16 protein-coding genes are annotated in these 15,710 nt (G+C 74.4%); 11 read left to right on the forward strand and 5 right to left on the reverse strand.

Annotated elements, in window-relative coordinates:
* Positions 1 to 28: 28 nt before the first annotated feature.
* Together ACMA1D_RS21955 and ACMA1D_RS21960 are read left to right on the forward strand one after the other, a co-directional pair.
* Positions 29 to 1,135, forward strand: coding sequence for an aminoglycoside phosphotransferase family protein (locus ACMA1D_RS21955; protein WP_414725722.1), 1,107 nt, complete (start codon positions 29 to 31; stop codon positions 1,133 to 1,135).
* A 513-nt stretch (positions 1,136 to 1,648) separates the two neighbouring features.
* Positions 1,649 to 3,574, forward strand: a complete 1,926-nt coding sequence (locus tag ACMA1D_RS21960) for an N-acetylmuramoyl-L-alanine amidase (protein ID WP_414725723.1) — start codon at positions 1,649 to 1,651, stop codon at positions 3,572 to 3,574.
* A gap of 138 nt (positions 3,575 to 3,712) precedes the next feature.
* Here the strand turns inward: ACMA1D_RS21960 and ACMA1D_RS21965 are convergent, their stop codons facing one another.
* The 4 genes from ACMA1D_RS21965 to ACMA1D_RS21980 form a co-directional block, all read right to left on the reverse strand.
* Positions 3,713 to 4,210 (reverse strand): hypothetical protein, encoded by a 498-nt coding sequence (locus tag ACMA1D_RS21965; RefSeq protein ID WP_414725724.1) that lies wholly within the window; start codon positions 4,208 to 4,210, stop codon positions 3,713 to 3,715.
* A 421-nt stretch (positions 4,211 to 4,631) separates the two neighbouring features.
* Positions 4,632 to 4,871: a DUF397 domain-containing protein gene (locus ACMA1D_RS21970; RefSeq protein ID WP_414725725.1), complete on the reverse strand. Its 240-nt coding sequence runs from the start codon at positions 4,869 to 4,871 to the stop codon at positions 4,632 to 4,634.
* Between the two features lie 131 nt (positions 4,872 to 5,002).
* Positions 5,003 to 5,653, reverse strand: coding sequence for a gamma subclass chorismate mutase AroQ (gene aroQ, locus ACMA1D_RS21975; RefSeq protein ID WP_414725726.1), 651 nt, complete (start codon positions 5,651 to 5,653; stop codon positions 5,003 to 5,005).
* Positions 5,654 to 5,950: 297 nt separating this feature from the next.
* A complete protein-coding gene (locus tag ACMA1D_RS21980; protein ID WP_414725727.1) occupies positions 5,951 to 8,269 on the reverse strand; it encodes a tetratricopeptide repeat protein in 2,319 nt (772 codons plus the stop codon).
* A gap of 257 nt (positions 8,270 to 8,526) precedes the next feature.
* Between ACMA1D_RS21980 and ACMA1D_RS21985 the strand changes: the two genes are divergently transcribed.
* The 3 genes from ACMA1D_RS21985 (at position 8,527) to ACMA1D_RS21995 (ending at position 9,900) form a co-directional block, all read left to right on the forward strand.
* Entirely contained in the window at positions 8,527 to 8,673 is a 147-nt protein-coding gene (locus ACMA1D_RS21985) for a hypothetical protein (RefSeq protein WP_414725728.1), read from the forward strand.
* Between the two features lie 190 nt (positions 8,674 to 8,863).
* Positions 8,864 to 9,295 (forward strand): PPOX class F420-dependent oxidoreductase, encoded by a 432-nt coding sequence (locus ACMA1D_RS21990; protein WP_414725729.1) that lies wholly within the window; start codon positions 8,864 to 8,866, stop codon positions 9,293 to 9,295.
* A gap of 215 nt (positions 9,296 to 9,510) precedes the next feature.
* Positions 9,511 to 9,900 (forward strand): hypothetical protein, encoded by a 390-nt coding sequence (locus ACMA1D_RS21995; RefSeq protein ID WP_414725730.1) that lies wholly within the window; start codon positions 9,511 to 9,513, stop codon positions 9,898 to 9,900.
* 76 nt (positions 9,901 to 9,976) lie between these two features.
* Here the strand turns inward: ACMA1D_RS21995 and ACMA1D_RS22000 are convergent, their stop codons facing one another.
* Entirely contained in the window at positions 9,977 to 10,918 is a 942-nt protein-coding gene (locus ACMA1D_RS22000) for an SGNH/GDSL hydrolase family protein (RefSeq protein ID WP_414725731.1), read from the reverse strand.
* 193 nt (positions 10,919 to 11,111) lie between these two features.
* Here ACMA1D_RS22000 and ACMA1D_RS22005 point away from each other — a divergent pair, with 193 nt between their 5' ends.
* The 6 genes from ACMA1D_RS22005 (at position 11,112) to ACMA1D_RS22030 (ending at position 15,512) form a co-directional block, all read left to right on the forward strand.
* A complete protein-coding gene (locus tag ACMA1D_RS22005; RefSeq protein ID WP_414725732.1) occupies positions 11,112 to 11,981 on the forward strand; it encodes a class I SAM-dependent methyltransferase in 870 nt (289 codons plus the stop codon).
* A gap of 214 nt (positions 11,982 to 12,195) precedes the next feature.
* Positions 12,196 to 12,498, forward strand: coding sequence for an ArsR/SmtB family transcription factor (locus ACMA1D_RS22010; RefSeq protein WP_414725733.1), 303 nt, complete (start codon positions 12,196 to 12,198; stop codon positions 12,496 to 12,498).
* Positions 12,495 to 12,887 carry a VOC family protein gene (locus ACMA1D_RS22015; RefSeq protein ID WP_414725734.1) on the forward strand — a complete coding sequence of 131 codons (393 nt, stop codon included), beginning with the start codon at positions 12,495 to 12,497 and terminating at the stop codon, positions 12,885 to 12,887. Before ACMA1D_RS22010 ends, ACMA1D_RS22015 begins: the two co-directional genes overlap by 4 nt.
* 276 nt (positions 12,888 to 13,163) lie before the next feature.
* Positions 13,164 to 14,156 (forward strand): dihydroxyacetone kinase subunit DhaK, encoded by a 993-nt coding sequence (gene dhaK, locus ACMA1D_RS22020; protein ID WP_414725735.1) that lies wholly within the window; start codon positions 13,164 to 13,166, stop codon positions 14,154 to 14,156.
* A gap of 367 nt (positions 14,157 to 14,523) precedes the next feature.
* Entirely contained in the window at positions 14,524 to 15,090 is a 567-nt protein-coding gene (dhaL, locus tag ACMA1D_RS22025) for a dihydroxyacetone kinase subunit DhaL (RefSeq protein WP_414725746.1), read from the forward strand.
* Positions 15,087 to 15,512 (forward strand): PTS-dependent dihydroxyacetone kinase phosphotransferase subunit DhaM, encoded by a 426-nt coding sequence (locus ACMA1D_RS22030; protein WP_414725736.1) that lies wholly within the window; start codon positions 15,087 to 15,089, stop codon positions 15,510 to 15,512. Before dhaL ends, ACMA1D_RS22030 begins: the two co-directional genes overlap by 4 nt.
* Positions 15,513 to 15,710 lie beyond the last annotated feature (198 nt).

Consider the following 15,710-nt stretch of genomic DNA (forward strand, 5'->3'; position numbering starts at 1 on the left):
CCGGCACACGAAGGGATCTGTCTCGCCCATGTACACAGCATCGTCCTCCGTGTCCGTCCCCATTCGGCCGCACCGCCCGCACGTGGGTGGCGCGCCCTATCTCGATCCCAGCCGTGGCGGGCGGGCGCGACGGGCTGAGGGCACTGTTCCCCAGCCGCTCAGCGGGAGGCTCGACTTGTCCGGCCCGCAAGGGGCGCGACTGCGCGCGGCCATCGCGGCCGTGCACCGGGTCTGCCCCGAGTTCAACCCGGTGCAGGTACTGCGCCGCAACGGGCGCTCGGTCCTGTTCGTCGGTACGACGGGGCGGACCACTGCCGTGGCCAAGTGTCTGCTCGACCACTCGCCCGCGTGGACCGAACGCTTCCAGCACGAAATAGCGGCATATCGGGCCTTCGTGCGCCACCGCCCGCCGGTGCGCGTACCTCGGCTCATCGCGGCCGACCCCGACAGTTGCACCCTGGTGATGGAGCGCATGCCCGGGCGCGTGGCCACCTTGCACCGGCACCCGACGGAGCCGCCGCCCCGTGCCGACCTGCGGAACGCGCTCGCCGCGATCTACCGGATCAACACCTGGCGCCCGCCGTCCGGGCTCTTCGACGCGCCCATCGACTACGGCGCCCGGCTGGCCCGCTACCACGAGCTGGGGCTGCTCACCGATCGGGACATGAGCGACCTCCAGCAGTTGCTGCGCGGCATCGCCCAGGGGCGGCAGGGCCAGGGGCAGTTCTGCCACGGCGAGGCGGTGCTGTCGAACATCATGTTCGCGCCGTCGGGTGCAGCCCTGGTCGACTGGGACCACGCGGGGTGGTACCTGCCGGGCTACGACCTCGCCACCCTCTGGGTCGTGGTGGGCGCGGACGCGGCGGCCGGCCGTCGGCAGATCGCCCAGGTGGCGCAGAGCGCGGGGTGTGATGCGCGGGACGCGTTCCTGGTCAACCTCATGCTGGTGCTGACCCGGGAGATCCGGATGTACGAGACGGCCGTGCAGCGCACCATGCGCGACCCCGCGCCGGCGCCGGCCCCGGGCGAACCGGGGGCGAGCGCGGGCGAGCAGCAGCGGCTGCTGCTGCGGCGGCTGCACGACGACTGTGCGCTGGCCCGGCGCGCGGTGCGGGCCGCGGTCGGGACCCGCTGACCCGGCCCGGCCAATCCGCTGACCGGTCAGCGGACTGACGCGTCAGCGGACTGACGCGTCAGCGGATTGGCCGGCTGGTCGGTCGGTGGCTCGTTGGCCGGCTGGCTGGCCGGCTGGCCGGTCGGGTGACCGACTGGCCGGCTCACCGGCCCGGTCCCGTCGCGTGGTGGTGGGCCGGGAAGGCTCAGTCGGCCCACCGCCACGGGCGCCGGCCGACGCCGGCGGGTGACGGGCACCGGGCGTGACGGGCGTCGCTGGTCGCGGGAGCCGGCCGAAGGCGGAGTGGCCCGCTCCGTCACCCACTCGCCCGAGCACGATTGACGCGGCACCGAACAGCAGATACCTCGTAAGTGGGTTCAGCCCCATGCCCGTAGGACGCGAGCACCACCGCGCGCTCGTGCCACGGCCCAGTGCGAGGAGGCTGCATTGCCAGGTTTATCGGGTTTCACGCGGAGGCGGGCGAAGACGCGGGAGCGGGGAGGGCGTCGGCGTTGGTCCTCGCCCCGTGCGGCGATGGTCGCCGCCTCCGTCGCGCTGCTCGCGCCCTTGGTCTCGACGGCTCCCACCGCCACGGCGGAACAGCCGGCGAGCGTCGGCCTTGAGCAGGCGTTCACGGATGCGGCGCGGCAGTACCAGGTGCCGCGCAGCGTTCTGCTCGGCGTCTCCTACCTGGAGTCCCGCTGGGACGGGCATCGCGGCGCGCCCAGTGTGGGCGGCGGATACGGCCCCATGCACCTGACGGACGCGGTCACCGCGCTCGCCGCCGAGCACCACTCCCGGCACGGGACGGAGGACCCGCGCGGCGATGACGCGCGCCCCGCCAAGCGGCCGGCCGCCGACCCGCCCGCGCCCACCGTGCGTGCGCTGCCGGCGCGGCTGCGGACCCTGGAGCGCGCCCAGCGCCTGACCGGCCTGCCGGCCCGCGCACTGCGGGAGGACCCCGCCGCCAACGTGCGCGGGGGCGCCGCCCTCATCGCCGCCGCGCAGAAACGTCTCGGCCTGCCGCTCAGCAGCGATCCGGGACGCTGGTACGCGGCGGTGGCCGACTACTCGGGCGCCACCGACACGACGGCGGCCGGGGCGTTCGCCGACGAGGTGTACTCGGTGATCCGCTCGGGTGCGAGCCGTACCACCGACTCGGGCGAGCGGGTCAGCCTGGACCGGCACCCGGGGCTGCGCCGGGACACGGCGGCGCTGCGGCGGCTCGCCCTGCCGCCCGGCGACCGGGCCCCGGGCGTCGAGTGCCCGCGCGGCCTGTCCTGCGAGTCGGTGCCCGCGCCGTACCAGGAGTTGGGCGAGGGCGACTACGGCAACCACGACAAGGCCGACCGCCCCCGCTCGCAGCGGGTCGACTACATCGTGGTGCACGACACGGAGGGCTACTGGGACACCGCGCTGAAGCTGGTGCAGGACCCGACGTACGTGTCGTGGCACTACACGCTGCGCGCCACGGACGGGCACGTCGCGCAGCACGTGCCGACCAAGGACATCGGCTGGCACGCGGGCAACTGGTACGTCAACGCCAAGTCGGTGGGGCTGGAGCACGAGGGCTTCCTTACGGCACCGGACGCCTGGTACACGGAGGCGGTGTACCGGGCCTCCGCGCGGCTGGCCCGCTACCTGGCGCGGCGGTACGACATCCCGCTGGACCGGCAGCACGTCCTGGGGCACGACAACGTGCCGGGGACGGTCACCTCCACCATCCGGGGCATGCACACCGACCCCGGCCCGTACTGGGACTGGGCGCACTACTTCCGGCTGCTCGGTGCGCCGCTCGGGCCGACGGCGGGGCCGGACGGCGGTCTGGTGACCATCAGGCCCGACTACGACCGGCACCGCCCGGACTACACCGACTGCGAGAAGCCGGGGCAGCCGTGCGCGCCGCACGGTTCGGGGGCGGTACGGCTGCACACCGCGCCCTCCGCCGACGCCCCGCTGGTGAAGGACGTCGGGTTGCGCCCGGACGGTTCGCCGTCGACGACCGGCGTCAACGACACCGGCGCCCGCGCCTCCACCGGCCAGCAGTTCGCGGTGGCCGGGCGCGAGGGCGACTGGACGGCGATCTGGTACCTGGGGCAGCGTGCCTGGTTCCACGATCCCGCGGGCCAGCCGACGGCCGTCAACGCCAAGGGGTGGGTGGTGACCCCGGGGCCGGGCCGGGAGGAGGTGCCGGTGTACGGCAGGGCCTACCCGGAGGCCGCGGCCTATCCCGAGGGCGTGCCGGTGCAGGAGGTGTCGCCGCTGCCGTACGCGCTGCACAAGGGCCAGCAGTACGCGGTGGGGTTGCGCACCCGTGGCGAGTACCTGTGGGCCACCACCTTCGACCCGGCCGGGCACAAGGTGGTGCGGGGCAAGGACGCGTACTACCAGATCCAGTTCGGGCACCGGGTGGCGTTCGTACGGGCGGCTGACGTGACGGTGCGCCGCTCCGGGCGGTAGTAGCGGCAGCAAACAGCCGTGCGGCGCCTGCCCGGGTGGTCCGGGCAGGCGCCGCACAGTGAGTGACCCCGGGCCTGGCACCGGGTGCCGGAGCGCCGCCCCGGCAGCCCAGCCGGTCGGTGGCTGCGGCCCGGCGGCTCAGCCCTGCTGGAAGAGCTCGGCCGGGAGGGGCTTCAGGAGGCGGTAGAGGTCGTCGGTGATGGGGCGGTCCCAGCTTGCGATGGTGACCAGCACGCCGTCGCTGCGGTCGAACTGCACGCAGGAGATCCGGCCCTCGGAGAGCTTGATGCGCCGCACGATGAGCAGGTTGTCCTCGTGCATCACGGGGCTGTCCTCGGACTCCAGGACCGTGATCGGCTCGTCGTTGCCCAGCGCTTCGAGGAGCTGCGTGACCTCGAAGGGAACGCCGTCGCCCACCTCGCGCACGGGCGAGCCGGCAGGCAGGTTGCCGATGATCATCGCCGGTCCGCGACCGCCGAACAGGTCGTACCGCAGGAAGACTCCCTGGCAGCTACCGTCCGGTGCCGGCAGCAGACCGGCCCCCAGGTCACCGGGCCAGTCCCCCGGGTCCATGGCGAGGACATCGAAGTCCGGACCTGTCGGCGTGGCGGCACTGCGGCGGCGGAGAAACGACATGCGGACATGGTACGTGCCCGGGCGCGCGCTGCGCGGCGCACGGTGGCCCCTCGCCCCACCCCGCGGCCACCTCCGTCGGACCCACCCCTGGAGCAGGCACGTAGATCACTTCGCGGACACCTGGGCGTCACCTTGCCGGCTCGCGGCGGGGGTGTCACACAGCCCTGTCGGTCTTGTCGATCACCGGGCAACGGCCGCGCGGTCGATCACCGCGGGCGATCCCGTACGGGCGGTCGGAGCGGCGTCCGCGCGGGGGGCGGGGTTCAGGTGGCTCGGTACGGGCCGAGCGGTGTGCGCTTCCCGCGGGGGCGTGCGGTGCTGGGCGCGGGGCGGCGCTGGGTGCGGGGCCCGAGCCGCCGGTGTGCGGGCGGCTCGGGCGGGTGGTCCGTAGTGGGTGGGGCCGGCGGTGCGGCCGTGCGGCTCAGGTGAGGTCGAACTCGCCGTCACGGGCGCCGAGTACGAACGCGCGCCACTCGGCCGGCGTGAAGATCAGCGAGGGCCCTTCCGGATGGCGGCCGTCGCGCATCGCGATGTACCCCTCCACGAAGGCGATCTGGACGTCACCCGTCCCCTGGCTGCTCGACTGCCAATGCGCGTCGCTCAGGTCGAGTTGCGGCTTCGTGCCGTCCGCCAGTGCCTCTTCAGTGGTGCTGTCGGCCACGTCCGTGCTCCTCCCGGTTCGTCGTCCGCAGTCAGACTATCCATCGGCCCGGGACCCCGACAGGCCGCTGCGGAAGATCCCACGACAGGGCGGACCCAGGGGCCGTGCGACTCCCGGGACGGGCGCCAGAGTCACCGGCCCGGTGCCACGACCGGCGCGCAGACCGAACGCAGGCCGTGCGCCAGGGCCAGCGTGTGCAGCCCGTCGAGGTCGTGCGCGTGGTGCGCGCGGGCGGCGGCGGAGAACAGGGTCACGGGGCACAGCGCGGTGTTGCGGAGGGGTGCCGCGTCGGCAACGGCGCGCACCAGACCGCTGTTGACGCGGTTGATCTCCGCCCGGACCTCGGCCAGGTCCGGGCGGTCGTCCGGGGCCAGCCAGGGCGCCGCCCGCCACCTGCGGTGGAGCGTGCGCTGGACGAGCTTGTTCGCCTCGATCTGGTCGCGGAACACGGCCCGGGTGGCCTGCGGGTCGCCGCCCACCGCAGCGGCCTCGCGGGCCACGGCGACCAGCACCTCCCGCTCCCGCGCGGGATCGTCGATCGGGCTGTCGGTGCCCCACTTCGCGGCGGCCACCAGATCGGCCGTGAGCAGCCGGCGGGCCGCGAGATCAGCCAGGTCGGCCAGCGGGGGCAGGCTCCGTACGCCGGAGGTGGGCGATGGCGGGGACGCGGCTCCGGACCGGTGCGGTGCCTGTGCCGGCGCGGCCCCGGCGGGCGTGGCGCCGAGTACGAACGCGGCGCAGACGCCGATGAGCAGAGCACGGGCGGGACTCGATGGGCGCACGGGAACCTCTCACACGGGACGCGGGCCGACGCCCCACTCGCTGTTCGGCTGTCGGCTGTCGGCTGTCGGCTGTCGGGGGCGAGTGTACGGCGGGTGACGCTGCGTCAGTTTCAGGGTTGGCTCCCGCCCCCGGTTCCGGCCCGGGCTCCCGCTCCGCGCTGTCCAGCGAGTCAATCGCCTTCCCTGTTAAGGGAGTTCAACGATGGCCGCGGCTGGGATGGCGGGGGGAACGCGCCGGGCTCCCGCGCAGGCCACCGCACCACGCCCTACCGGTCGTCCCGCATAAACCGTCGCGTCTCAGCCGCCGCGCGGGGCGTTGGCCCGGTGCAGGGCGGCGGCCTGGCGGTAGACGACCACCGCCTCGTCGTGGCGGCCGAGGCGTTCCAGGCACTGGGCCTCGTCGTTGCGGCTGGCGAGGGTGTCGGGGTGGTCATCGCCGAGTACGCAGGCCCGTAGGGCGGCCACCTGCTGGTAGACCGTCAGCGCCGCTTGCCAGCGGTCGAGCCAGCCCAGGCAGACGGCCACCTCGCGACGGCTGACCAGGGTGTCGGGGTGGTCCTGGCCGAGCACCCGTTCCCGGATGGCCGCCACGTCGCGGGCCTCGGCCAGCGCCTCTTCCCAGCGGCCGAGCCGGCCGAGGTTCACGCCCAGGCCGTGGCGGGCGCGCAGGGTCTCCGGGTCGGCTGCGCCGTGCACCCGGGCCCGGTCGGCCGCCAGCTCCCGGTAGAGCACGAGCGCCTCCTCGCTGCGGCCGAGGCGGCCGAGGCTGATGCCCACCTCGTAGCGGGCGGCGAGGGTGTCCGGGTGGTCGGCGCCCAGCGCCTCCGCCCGGGCCGCGGCCACCTCGCGGTAGGCGTGCAGGGCCTCGTCGCTGCGGCCGAGTTGACCGAGTGCGTACGCCACCTCGTACCGGGTCACCAGCGTGTCCGGGTGCAGGGCGCCGAGCACCCGGGCGCGGGCGGTGGCCACCTCGTGCGCCATCCGGTAGGACTCGTCGAGCCGGCCGAGCCGGCTGAGGTTGAAGGCCAGGTTGTGTCGACAGCGCAGGGTGTCGGGGTGGTCGGGGCCCATGACGCGGGTCCGGGCGGCGAGCACAGTGTCGTAGATCTCGTGGGCCTCCAGGTGCCGGCCGAGTTGGCTCAGCACGTACGCGGTCTCCTGGCGGGCGGCGAGGGTGTCCGGGTGGTCGGGGCCGAGGGACCGCTCGCGGCCTTCGGCGACCCGCCCGTACTCGTGCAGCGCCTCGGCGGGGCGGCCGAGGCGGCCGAGGGTGAACGCGATCTCGTAGCGGCTGGCGAGGGTGTCGGGGTGGTCCGGCCCGAGGGCCTGTTCGCGTTCGGCGGCCACCGCGCGGTGCACCTCGCCCGCTTCTTCCCAGCGGCCGAGCCGGGCGAAGCTGAGGCCGGCGTGGTGGCGGATGGCCAGTCGGTCCAGGACGCCGGGCGGCGGCGTGGGCCGCTTCGGTTCGGCGCCCGTCGCCGGCGGGCGCGCGGTCGTCTGGGGCCCGGTCCAGGCACCGGTCAGGCCGGCGGAACCGTCCGGCGGGGCCTGCGTGGGGAAGGCGCCGGTGGCCTTGGAGCCGACGGTCATGTCCCGGGCCCAGGGCGGCAGGTCGGCACCGGCGGCGAGCCGCGCGGGCGGACCTGGCTCCGCCACCGGCTCCCCGCTGCCGGTCGGCGCCCCGGCTGCGGTCGTGCCGGTCGTGCCGGGCCCGCTGGCCGGCGGGTCGCCGTCGCCGACCCGGCGGGCGGCGGCCGACTCCCCCGGCTTGCCGCCGGCGATGCGGTTGGCGAGCGTGGCCGCGTCGGCCGGGCGCTCCTCCGGGTCCTTGGCGAGGAGGTCGAGTACGGCTTCGGCGAAGGTGTCGGGCAGTTCGGGGCGGCGCTCGCGCAGCGGCTCGGGCGGGGTGTCGCGGTGGCCGACCAGGACCGCCCAGGCGTCCTCGTGGTCGAACGGCGGGGCCCCGGTGGCCAGTTCGTACAGCACGCAGCCGAGCGAGTACAGGTCGCTGCGGTGGTCGACCAGGCCGCCGGCGATCTGCTCGGGCGACATGTAGTGCGGCGTGCCCATGGCGATGCCGGTGCCGGTCAGTCGGGAGGTGAGGCCGCCGATGTCGTGGCCGAGGCGGGCGATGCCGAAGTCGCAGATCTTCACGGTGCCGTCGGTCAGCCGCATGATGTTGGCCGGCTTGAGGTCGCGGTGCACGATGCCCTGCCGGTGGGTGTAGGCGAGGGCGACGCTGACCTGCTGGGCGATGTCCACGGTGTCCGCCACGGCCAGCGGTTCCGGCTGGCTGTCGTCCAGGAGTTGGCTCAGGTTGCGGCCTTCGAGCAGTTCCATGACCAGGTAGAGCACGCCCTCGCTCTCGCCGAAGTCGTGCACCACGGTCACTCCGCGGTGCTGGAGCGAGGCGGCCACCTGGGCCTCGCGGCGGAAGCGCTCGCGCAGCACCCGGACGTAGGACGCGTCGTGCTGGGGGCCGATCGGCTTGAGGCACTTGACGGCGACCTGCCGGCCGAGCGAGGTGTCACGAGCGCGCCAGACCTCGCCCATGCCGCCGCGCCCGATGATGTCCAGGAGCTGGTACCGGCCCTGGATCAGCCTGGTGTCCGCCATCGATTCCGCCATCGGCCGCCGTCGCCCCCGTCATCGCTCGCCGTGCCCTCCCCTGTCCACCCAGTATGGCCGCCGGGCCGGGCGGCTTGAAGGCGAGGAAGGGGCAGCGGGGGCGGGTGGGTCGCTGCCGGCGGCCTACGGTGGCGCCGCAGCAGACGGCGCCCCGGAGGCGGGGCCGGCGGCCAGGGCCTGACGGCGCGTATCGTCATGGGCTGATACGTCCCGTACGGGGGCGGCGGAGGAGAGGGTGGGACGCCATGGCGGGCTTGCTGGGTCGGATCAAGGCGTTTGCCCGTAGTCCGCAGGGGCGCAGGCTGGTGGCCGAGGGGCGGCGCGCGGCGGCGGACCCCAGGAAGCGGGAACAGGCCAAGCAGTTGCTGCGGAGGCTGCGCGGGCGGCGTTAGGGGGGCCGCGGGGGGTTAGCCGGGGCGGGTTAGCCGTCCGGCCGCGGTGGGTTACGTCGTATGGCCGGGTTGGGCGGACCACCGGGTCGAGGAGGATGCGACCGGGCGGCGGGGTTGGCAGGCTGCTCCGATCGGCTGAGGTCGGGGAGCGCGGGGAATAGGCGCCGGGCCCCGCGACTTGGTGTCGGACATGACTGACACCGCGTACGATCCGCGCACCCTGCTCGCCGAAAGCCGGCTCGGGGTCCTCGCGACCCTCAAGTCGGACGGGCGCCCGCAGCTTTCGCCCGTCATGCCCTACTACGACCGGGAGGCCGAGCTCCTCTACGTGTCGATGACCGAGGGGCGCGCCAAGACCGTCAACCTGCGCCGGGACCCGCGGGCGGCGCTGGAGGTCACCAGCGCCGACGGGGGGTCGTGGGCCACGGCCGAGGGCACCGTGACCCTCATCGGCCCGGGCACCGACCCGCAGGGCCCCGAGGTCGAGGCACTGGTGGCGTACTACCGCCGCGCGGCCGGGGAGCACCCGGACTGGGCGGAGTACCGATCGGTGATGGTGTCCGACCGCCGGGTGCTGATGACGATGGCGGTGGAGCGCGTGTACGGCCAGCGCATCCGCTGACGGGCGGAGCGGGGCCGGAAGGGGCCACGGTCGTGGGGGCGGTCGGGCGCGGGGCGGGGCCGTACCGGCCGGGCCGGTCGCCCTAGTCGGCCGTCGCCCGGCCGCAGGCGCTCACAGACGGGCGGCCGGCGGACCTGACACCGCGTCTGCTTGACTCGTGGGCCACTTGACTCGTGGACCGCCCGATCGGGCGTCCGTCACCAGGGGATGCACAGATGCGCCGAGGACTCGCCGTACCCGTCTTAGCCGTGGCCCTGCTCCTTGCCGGGTGTTCCGAAGAGTCGGAGCCGATCGAGGGAGAGTGGGTGGCGGACGGCCCCCAGCCACCGGGATACGACGACTTCGGGAACCACGCGACGATCCAGGTCGACGACGGCAAGGCCACACTCGGCACCCCGCCGACGCGCCTGTGCGGCGGCGCGGCGGTGACGGAACTGGACGACGACGGGGGCGGTACGCCGAAGTACCGGCTCGCGTTCCCGGCCCCGTGCGTGTCCGTCAGCGTTCCGACCAATCTGGAGGTCGTGGTCGACGGAGACGCCTTGCGGGCCACCATGACGGGCCTCCAGGGCGACCAGACCTTCCGGTTCCGGCGCGCCGAGTAGGGCCCGCCCGGCGGGTGACGGGTCGCGAGGCAGGGGTGGTGGCAGAAGCGTCGAGTCGGGTCGGCGCCCGTGGCGCTCACCCGGCGGCGTCCATGAGGTGCCGGTGGAGCACGTCGTGCCCCTCGGGCGTGGGGTGCAGGCCGTCGGCGAGGAGGTCGGGGCGGCCCCGCAGCGGCTCCCACAGGTCGAGGTGGTCGATGCGGTGCGCGGCGCACCAGGAACGCAGGCTCTCACGGAGGACCGCGGCACGTTCACGGGTGAAGGACAGGCCCTCGTAGTCAGGAGCGCGGTCGTCGTCGAGCCAGAGGGGCCCTACGACGACCAGTCGCGCGCCGTGGGCCAGGGCCGTCGCCGCCAGCGCGTCGAGGCTCTCCGTCAGCCGGGCCGGTCCGTTGCCAGCCGCGGCCACGTCGTTGATGCCCGCCGCGACGACGAGGGTGTCGGGGAGACGGGCCGGCAGCAGGGCGGGGGTCTGCGCGGCGACCTCGGCGAGGGTGGCGCCGGGAACGGCGAGGTTGAAGAGGCGGTTGTCGGTCTCGTTGCGGGCGATGTGGCCGGCGGCCAGGCGGGCCGCCCAGCCGCCCCGCGGATCGCAGCGGCCGTACGCGATGCTGTCGCCGACGATCACGATGCGGGACGCGGAGCGCAGTGGCCTCGCATCGAGGTAGGTCCACGCGCTCGCGCCCGAGGCGAGCCGTGCCAGGCGGCGGACGTAGTCGTCGACCTCGTAGTCGTCGGCGGCGGCCAGGTCGGCGTCCGTCAGGTGGAGCACGGCGCCCTGGACCTCCGCGCCGATCCGGCGTTCCAGCGTGAGGTGGACGTCGAGACCGCTGGTGGCGATCACCTCGGGGTCGGTGATCCGGACGGGCCGTGTGGCATGCCCCGCGAGCGCGGCCGGCGTCTGGGGAACAGGCTGCCCGAAGAGGGTCTTCTGGACGCGCTCGTCCAGGAGGGTCCCGAAGGAGAACAGGGCGTGCGGGCGGGGCTCGTTCACGAAAATGCGGTCTTTCTGCTGCACGGTGCGCACGAAAGCGCCATCGATTGTCTGATCGTTGAACGATATTATGGCCCGCGCCGCGGGTCGCAGGCGGAACCGGACTCGGGCGGGGGTGCCTGATCCCCATCCCCGCGTACGCAGCCCATGTGTACGCGGCATGAAACCTGACCGGCAGCCGTGGCGGACGTAGCGTCGACTGTCGATCATGAGGTCCGTGACGAGAACGACCGAACCCGATCCGGTGGCCGCCGTGCGCGACTACTACGAACGGTCGGCGCGGCGCGAGGCCGACCGACTGAGCCGGCCCGCGGACGGTGCCGTCGAGCGGGAGTTGCACGCGCGCGCGTTTGCTGAGCACCTGCCTCCGGCGCCCGCCCGGATTCTGGACAACGGCGGGGGTCCCGGCACGTGGACCCGGTGGCTCGCGCGCCGGGGACACCGGGTGACGCTCACCGACCTGTCGCCCGCGCTGCTCGACGTTGCCCGGGAGCGCATCGCACGGGACCCCGAGCCGTACGCCGGGAGCGTGGCGGCCGTCATGGAGGCGGACGCACGCGATCTGAGCGCCTTCCCCGACGCCTCCTTCGACGCCCAACTGTGCCTGGGGCCGCTGTACCACCTGACGTCCGGCGCCGACCGGGAACGGGCCCTGCGGGAGGCCCGTCGGGTCCTGCGGCCGGGCGGGCTGCTGTTCGCGACCGTGATGCCGCGCTACATGCGCCTGGTCTCCACCGTCCTGGAGCATGGCCTTGCCGCCTTCACCTCGGGGACGGCCGACCTCATCCTGGACGAGGGGCGCTACCACGACGCACGGCCCGGACGCTTCACCGGCGGATACCTCACCCGCCCCGATGACATCACCCCGCTCTTCGAGGACCACGGGTTCCGCGTACGGCACCGGCTCGCCTCCCAGGGCATCCTGGCGTGGGCGCAGCCGGAGGTCGCCGCGCTCGCCCAACGGGACCCCGACGCCTACGAGCGGCTGCTCGACGTCGCCTACCGCACCGCCGGCGACCCGTCCATCCACGGCATGAGCGGCCACCTGCTGATCATCGCCGAGCGGTCGGCGACTCCCGCCGCGTAGCGGAGCCGCGACTGACCCTTCGCCGGTCCATCTGGCGAGGGGCACGCTCCGATGGCCGGCCGAAGGCCGTCGGAGGCGGGCCGGGGCGGGCTCGCCGACGGTGGGCGGCGGTGCGGCGGGCGGCAGCCGACGGTGGGGACGAGCAGCAGGCAGACACGAGGGGGCGGCACACCTCGACTTGATAGGCAAGTGAACACTTGCCTATCCTGGTGGCGTGGCAGACGACCTGTTCAAGGCCCTGGCCGATGCGACACGCCGCACGATTCTCGACGAGCTCGCGGAGAAGTCAGGGCAGACACTGTTCGAGATCTGCTCGCGGCTGAGCGTGAAGCACCAGCTCGGCATCTCGCGCCAGGCGGTCTCCCAGCACCTAGCCGTACTGGAGGCCGCCGGACTCGTCGAGACCAGACGGGAGGGTCGCTACAAGTTCCACGACCTGAACACGGCCCCGCTGCGGCAGATCACCGAGCGATGGCTCGTGCCCGACCCGCCAGGACCGGAGGACAACACCCCATGAAGATCCACCTGACCAGCGTCTTCGTCGACGACCAGGCGAAGGCCCTGCACTTCTACACCGAGGTCCTCGGCTTCACGAAGAAGCACGACATCCCGCTGGGCGGAGGAGCCCGGTGGCTGACCGTCGTCTCCCCCGACGAGCCCGGCGGCACCGAACTCCTCCTGGAGCCCGCGGGCCACCCGGCCGTCGGCCCGTACCGCACCGCCCTCGTCGCGGACGGCATCCCACTCGCCCAGTTCGCCGTCGCCGACGTACAGGCGGAGTACGAGCGCCTACGCGGCCACGGTGTCCGCTTCACCCAGGAGCCCGTGGACATGGGCAACGTCACCACGGCCGTCTTCGACGACACCTGCGGCAATCTGATCCAGCTCGCCACGCAGCCGCAGTAGGGGCACCGACCGCGGCGGGGCCGCCGCCCTCCCGGGTCCGACGGGCCGCGCTTCATCCGCCCTGCGAAAGCGGTTCCGACGCCTGCACCCGTGCCAGTACCGTCGGGCTCCGTGGGCGGGCGTCGGGGGTGGTCGGGGCGACGCCTGCCGTTGCCCGTCGACGCCTGCCGGCACCTGGCGGCGGCCACCGGTGTCGCCCCAGTCCGGCGTCGCCCGTCCCGCCCCAGCCGCGCCCCCGCCCACAGGCCCGTTCAGAAATCTGCCGAGGAGAGACCGTTGAGGATGCTCATCAACGTGCCCGACACCGTCGTCGCCGATGCCTTGCGGGGGATGGCCGTCACCCATCCCGAGTTGGTCGTGGACGTGGACAGTCGGGTGATCGTGCGGCGGGACGCGCCGGTAGCCGGGCAGGTCGGGTTGGTTTCGGGGGGCGGGTCGGGGCACGAGCCGTTGCACGGCGGGTTCGTGGGGCCCGGAATGCTGTCGGCGGCGTGTCCCGGGGAGGTCTTCACCTCGCCGGTGCCCGATCAGATGGCGAAGGCGGCTGCGGCCGTGGACAGCGGTGCGGGCGTGCTGTTCGTCGTGAAGAACTACACCGGTGACGTACTGAACTTCGACATGGCCATCGAACTCGCCGAGGACGAGGGCGTGCAGGTGGCCAAGGTGCTGGTGGACGATGACGTCGCCGTCACCGACAGCCTGCACACGGCCGGCCGGCGGGGTACCGGTGGCACGCTGTTCGTGGAGAAGATCGCCGGGGCCGCGGCCGACGAGGGTGCGCCGCTGGAGCGGGTGGCGGCCATCGCGCGGCAGGTCAACGCGGAGTGCCGGAGCTTCGGGGTGGCGCTCAGCGCCTGTTCCACGCCGGCCAAGGGCGGGCCCACCTTCGACCTGCCGGCCGGCGAGTTGGAGCTCGGGGTGGGCATCCACGGCGAGCCCGGCCGGGAGCGGCGGCCCATGATGACCTCGCACGAGATCGCCGACTTCGCCGTGGACGCGGTCCTGGAGGACCTGCGCCCGACCCGGCCCGTACTGCTCCTGGTGGGTGGCATGGGCGGCACGCCGCTGCTCGAACTGTACGGATTCACCGCCGAGGTGCACCGGGTGCTGGCCGAGCGCGGCGTCCCGGTGCTGCGCAGCCTGGTCGGCAACTACGTCACCTCGCTCGACATGGCGGGCTGCTCGGTGACCCTGTGCCAGGCCGATGAGGAGTTGCTGCGGCTGTGGGACGCGCCGGTGCAGACGCCGGCGCTGCGGTGGGGGCGGTAGCTGGGGCCGCGGGCAGTGGCGGCGGGCAGTGGCTGGCCCCCGCTGGGGCCGCGGGGGGGGCCGCGGCTCCTGGTCGCTGTCGTCGCGTACCGCGCAGGTCGGTACGGCGTGGCGCCCGTGGCAGGGGCGCAGGTCGGGGCCCGGGGTGGCGCACGCGAGTCGGCGGGGTGGGCCGGGGCGCTGCGTAGGCTGGCCGGTGACCGACGGACCACGGCCGGCCGCGTGCCGGTCGAGTGAGCGAAGGGAACCACCCGTGCCCGGCAGCGCATCCGCATCCGCATCCAGCAGCGACCCCCGCGCCTCCGCCAGCCCCGCTCCCCCGGGCGGTGCGCCGGACCGGCTCGACGCGGCGTTCTTCCAGCGGTGGTTGGCGGCGGTCGCCGCCGCGGTGGACCGGGAGGCCGACCGGCTCACCGAACTCGACGCGGCGATCGGGGACGCCGACCACGGCAGCAACCTCAAGCGCGGCTTCGCCGCCGTCGCCACCGCCCTGGACGCGGAGCCGCCCAGCACTCCGGGGGCCGTGTTGACCGCGGCGGGGCGGCAGTTGATCTCGACGGTGGGGGGTGCGTCGGGACCGTTGTACGGCACGTTGTTGCGGCGTACCGGCAAGACGCTCGGGGACGCGGCGGAGGTCGACGCGGCCGGGTTCGGCGCCGCGCTGCGGGCCGGGGTGGCGGCGGTGGCCCAGTTGGGCGGGGCGGCGCCGGGCGACAAGACGATGCTGGACGCGCTGGTGCCGGGGTCCGAAGCGGTGGACGCCTCGTTCGCGGCTGCCCTGGCGGCGGCCGACGCCGGGGCCCGGGCCACCGTGCCGTTGCGGGCGCGCAAGGGGCGCGCCAGCTATCTCGGCGAGCGCAGCGTGGGGCACGAGGACCCCGGTGCGCGTTCGTCGGTGCTGCTGTTCGCGGCGCTGGTGGAGGTGGCGGCGTGAGCGCGGTGCAGCGGGTGGCGGAAGCGGGCCGGGTCGGGGTGGTCGTGGTCTCGCACAGCGGCCCGGTCGCGGCGGCGGTCGCCGAGTTGGCCCGTGGGCTCGCGGGGTTGCCGACGGCGCCCGTCGCACCCGCCGGCGGCACCCGGGACGGCGGGCTCGGCACCAGTTCCGACCTGATCGTGGCGGCGGCCCGGGCGGTGGACGGCGGGGCCGGAGTGGCGCTGCTGGTGGACCTGGGCAGCGCCGTCCTCACGGTCAAGGCCCTCCTCGCCGACGAGGACGAACTCCCCGCCGGCACCCGGCTCGTGGACGCCCCGCTGGTGGAGGGCGCGGTGGCGGCGGTGGTCACCGCGGCCACCGGGGCCGATCTGGCGGCGGTGGCCGCCGCGGCCGAGGAGGCGTACGAGTACCGGAAGGTGTGAGGCGGCGCCCCGACCTCGTGCCCCGGGTCGGGGCGCCGGCCGCGTACGGACCGGATTGCCGTACGGGGCGGGGCGCCGGGCCCCGTCCCGCGCGGGTGGTCGTACGGATTGCCGTACGGGGCGGGACACCGGCCCCGGGTCGTACGGGTGAGGACTCCGGCCCCGGGGGGGGGGGGGGGGGGGGGGGGGGGGGGGGGG

It is taken from the genome of Streptomyces sp. 796.1 (genome assembly GCF_047525675.1).
GTDB lineage: Bacteria > Actinomycetota > Actinomycetes > Streptomycetales > Streptomycetaceae > Streptomyces.

Coding starts and splice junctions, on each gene's coding strand:
- ACMA1D_RS21955 (WP_414725722.1), top strand. CDS start 29: ATGTACACAGCATCGTCCTCCGTGTCCGTCCCCATTCGGCCGCACCGC.
- ACMA1D_RS21960 (WP_414725723.1), top strand. CDS start 1,649: ATGGTCGCCGCCTCCGTCGCGCTGCTCGCGCCCTTGGTCTCGACGGCT.
- ACMA1D_RS21965 (WP_414725724.1), bottom strand. CDS start 4,210: ATGTCGTTTCTCCGCCGCCGCAGTGCCGCCACGCCGACAGGTCCGGAC.
- ACMA1D_RS21980 (WP_414725727.1), bottom strand. CDS start 8,269: ATGGCGGACACCAGGCTGATCCAGGGCCGGTACCAGCTCCTGGACATC.
- ACMA1D_RS21985 (WP_414725728.1), top strand. CDS start 8,527: ATGGCGGGCTTGCTGGGTCGGATCAAGGCGTTTGCCCGTAGTCCGCAG.
- ACMA1D_RS21990 (WP_414725729.1), top strand. CDS start 8,864: ATGACTGACACCGCGTACGATCCGCGCACCCTGCTCGCCGAAAGCCGG.
- ACMA1D_RS21995 (WP_414725730.1), top strand. CDS start 9,511: ATGCGCCGAGGACTCGCCGTACCCGTCTTAGCCGTGGCCCTGCTCCTT.
- ACMA1D_RS22015 (WP_414725734.1), top strand. CDS start 12,495: ATGAAGATCCACCTGACCAGCGTCTTCGTCGACGACCAGGCGAAGGCC.